At 66.7% G+C, this 3,033-nt stretch carries 3 protein-coding genes; all 3 read right to left on the reverse strand.

Going from position 1 to position 3,033, the window contains the following annotated elements; genetic code table 11:
* On the reverse strand, positions 1 to 1,289 hold a 1,289-nt coding region (locus ACTHL0_RS21695; protein ID WP_440568962.1), incomplete at its 3' end, for a FliI/YscN family ATPase.
* Positions 1,283 to 1,951: a flagellar assembly protein FliH gene (fliH, locus tag ACTHL0_RS21700; RefSeq protein WP_440568963.1), complete on the reverse strand. Its 669-nt coding sequence runs from the start codon at positions 1,949 to 1,951 to the stop codon at positions 1,283 to 1,285. The genes ACTHL0_RS21695 and fliH, both read right to left, overlap by 7 nt.
* Positions 1,944 to 2,939 (reverse strand): flagellar motor switch protein FliG, encoded by a 996-nt coding sequence (gene fliG / locus ACTHL0_RS21705; protein WP_440536319.1) that lies wholly within the window; start codon positions 2,937 to 2,939, stop codon positions 1,944 to 1,946. Before fliG ends, fliH begins: the two co-directional genes overlap by 8 nt.
* Between the last annotated feature and the right edge of the window lie 94 nt (positions 2,940 to 3,033).

The following is a 3,033-nucleotide window of genomic DNA, read 5'->3' on the forward strand; positions in this document are numbered from 1 at the left end:
TAGAACGCCGTGATCGAGCCCCCGCCGGCCGGGCCGTTGCCCGTGCGTTCGACGAGCGCCGGCAGCTTGGCGAAGACGGAAGGCGGATAGCCTTTCGTCGCCGGCGGCTCGCCGATCGCGAGCGCGATCTCGCGCTGGGCCATGGCGTAACGCGTGAGCGAATCCATGAGCAGCAGCACATGCTTGCCCTGGTCGCGGAAGTACTCGGCCAGCGACGTCGCGTACGTGGCGCCTTGCATCCGCATGAGCGGGGAGACGTCGGCCGGCGCCGCCACCACAACAGAGCGGGCCAGGCCGTCTTCGCCGAGGATCTGCTCGATGAATTCCTTCACTTCGCGGCCGCGCTCGCCGATCAGCCCGATCACGATGACTTCGGCGCTCGTGTAGCGCGCCATCGTGCCGAGCAGCACCGATTTACCGACGCCGGAACCCGCGAACAGGCCCATGCGCTGGCCGCGCCCAACGGTGAGCAACGCGTTGATCGCGCGCACGCCGACGTCGAGCACCTGATGGATCGGCTCGCGCTGCAAGGGGTTGATCGACGGGGCCGACAGCGGGGCATCGGCGCCGGTATCGAGCGGACCGAGGCCATCGAGCGGGCGGCCCGACGAATCGACGACGCGTCCGAGCATGCCCCAGCCCACCGGCAGGCGTTTGGCACCCGCCAGCGGATCGGTCAGCAGCGCACTTTCGCGCGGATAGACGCGGGCGCCCGGGAGCAGGCCGGCGAATTCGGTCGTCGGCATCAGAAAGAGCTTGTCGCCGGCAAAGCCGACCACCTCGGCCTCGGCCATCGGCCGGCTGCTGCCGGGCGGCATTTCGATGAGGCACTCGGCGCCGACGGCCATGCGCATGCCGATCGCTTCGAGCACGAGTCCGGCCGCGCGCGTCAGGCGTCCGCAGGCCGACAGGGGCCGGGCGAGTGCGCTGCGTTCGCGCAAACCATCGAGGCGCGCGCGCCACGCGGCCAAGTGGCGGTTGTTTGCCAGTGCGGGATCCGGGGTAAACGCGGGGTACGAAGCGGCCGGGCGCGCCGAGCCGCCGCTTAGGTGCGGCGCATCCTCATTGACGGCGGCCTTGGTGATCGCGTCGATGGCGTCGATCGTCGCCAGTTCTTCCGTCGGATCGAATCCGGCCACAGCGCCCGTACCCGCGCTCGCGTGCGGGTCGAGCACGCGTCGCGCCTCGGGCATGTCTTCGGGACTGAACGAAGCGAGCGCCAACTCCACCTCGAGCGGCGAGAGCCCGCTGGCGCGCAGCGATTCGAGGGTGGGGGCCGTGTTCACCATTGGCTGACCTTGCCGAGTGCGGTGACGACGCGCTCCCAGCGTGTACCGATCGTCGCATCGATCTCGCCGGTGGCCGCTTGCGCGCGGCATCCGCCACGTTCGATCGCGACATCGGTGCGGACGTTCCAGCCGAGCGTGTCGAGCTCGTCTTTCAAATAGGCTTCGACGATCGGCAGATCGGCCGGGTTGACGATCAGCTGCGGGGCGCCCGCGAGCGCCGGCTCGGCCGCGAGCACTTCGCGGGCGGCGGCGATGACGGCGGCCGGATCGTGTGCGATGTGCTGACGCACGACCTGCTGCGCGATATCGATCGCCAGCGCGACGAGCGATTCGGCCATTTCCGTTTGCACACCGTCGAGCGCGGCTTTAAAGCCATCGGCGAGACCCGCGAGGTGCGCGGCTTCGGCCAGCGCTTCCTGACGGCCTTTTTCGAAGCCCTGGGCATGCCCTTGGTCGAAACCGGCCTGATAGCCGATCGCCTGGCCAGCGACATGGCCGGAGGCCAGCCCCTGCTGATGCGCGGCCGCGCGAATGCGCTGGATCTCTTGCGCGAGCTTGTTCTCGCGGACGGGATCGGGCGGGGGAGGCGGGTCGAACGAAGCCATCTCCCAGCGCTGGTACGCCGAGATGGGCTTCTTGTCCGAGCGGCCTGAATCAGACATAGGCATCTTCCGCCTTTCCGCCGATCACGATCTGGCCGCTCTCGGCCAGGTTGCGCACGATCTGCAAGATACGACGCTGTTGCGTTTCCACTTCCGAGACGCGCACCGGACCGCGCGCGTCGAGATCTTCGGCGAGCAGTTCGGCCGCACGCTGCGACATGTTCGAGAGGAACTTCTGACGCAGCGCGGGCGGGGCGCCCTTGAGCGAGATGATAAGCGCTTCGGACTCCACTTCCTTGAGCAGCAGCTGGATCGCCCGGTCTTCGAGGTCGAGCAGGTTCTCGAACACGAACATCTGATCGATGATCTTCTGGGCGAGGTCCGCGTCGTACTGGCGAACGTTCTCGAGGATCGATTCCTCGTGCACGCTCGGCATGAAGTTCAGGATTTCCGCGGCTGTCCGGATGCCGCCCATCGGGCTGCGCTTCAGATTATCGCTGCCCGAGAGCAGGCCCGTTAGGACGTCGTCGAGCTCGCGCAGCGCGGCCGGCTGAATCCCGTCCAGTGTGGCGATCCGCAGCAGCACGTCGTTGCGCAGGCGGTCCGTGAAGCAGGCCGCGATTTCCGAGGCTTGATCGCGGTCCAAATGCACGAGGATCGTCGCGATGATCTGCGGGTGCTCGTTCTTGATGAGCTCGGCCACGGCGGGCGAATCCATCCACTTGAGCCCTTCGATACCGCTCGTATCGCTGCCTTGCAGGATGCGATCGATGAGCACGCCGGCCTTGTCTTCGCCGAGCGCCTTCGTCAGCACCGAACGGATGTAGTCGTTCGAATCGAGCGACATCGCCGTGTGCTGCTCGGCTTCCTTGACGAAGTCCTGCAGCACGTGCTCGACTTCCTCGCGCGTCACGTTCTTGAGCGCTGCCATGGCGGCGCCGATCTTCTGCACTTCGCGCGGCGCGAGAAACTTGAAAACTTCAGCGGCTTCTTCCTCGCCGATCGACATCAGCAGAAGCGCGCTCTTCGTGACCCCTTCAGCGCTCATCGGACACCCAATTCTTGACAACCGTCGCTACGATCTTCGGATCCTTGCGCGCGATGGTCCGCGCGTAATCGAGGTTCCGTTCGAACTTGTGCTT

Origin of the sequence: Trinickia sp. (genome assembly GCF_051961175.1) — a bacterium.
Lineage (GTDB): Bacteria > Pseudomonadota > Gammaproteobacteria > Burkholderiales > Burkholderiaceae > Trinickia.

What these genes read in the sequence shown, in the direction of transcription:
- fliH (WP_440568963.1), bottom strand. Translation starts at nt 1,951, where the DNA reads ATGTCTGATTCAGGCCGCTCGGACAAGAAGCCCATCTCGGCGTACCAG.
- fliG (WP_440536319.1), bottom strand. Translation starts at nt 2,939, where the DNA reads ATGAGCGCTGAAGGGGTCACGAAGAGCGCGCTTCTGCTGATGTCGATC.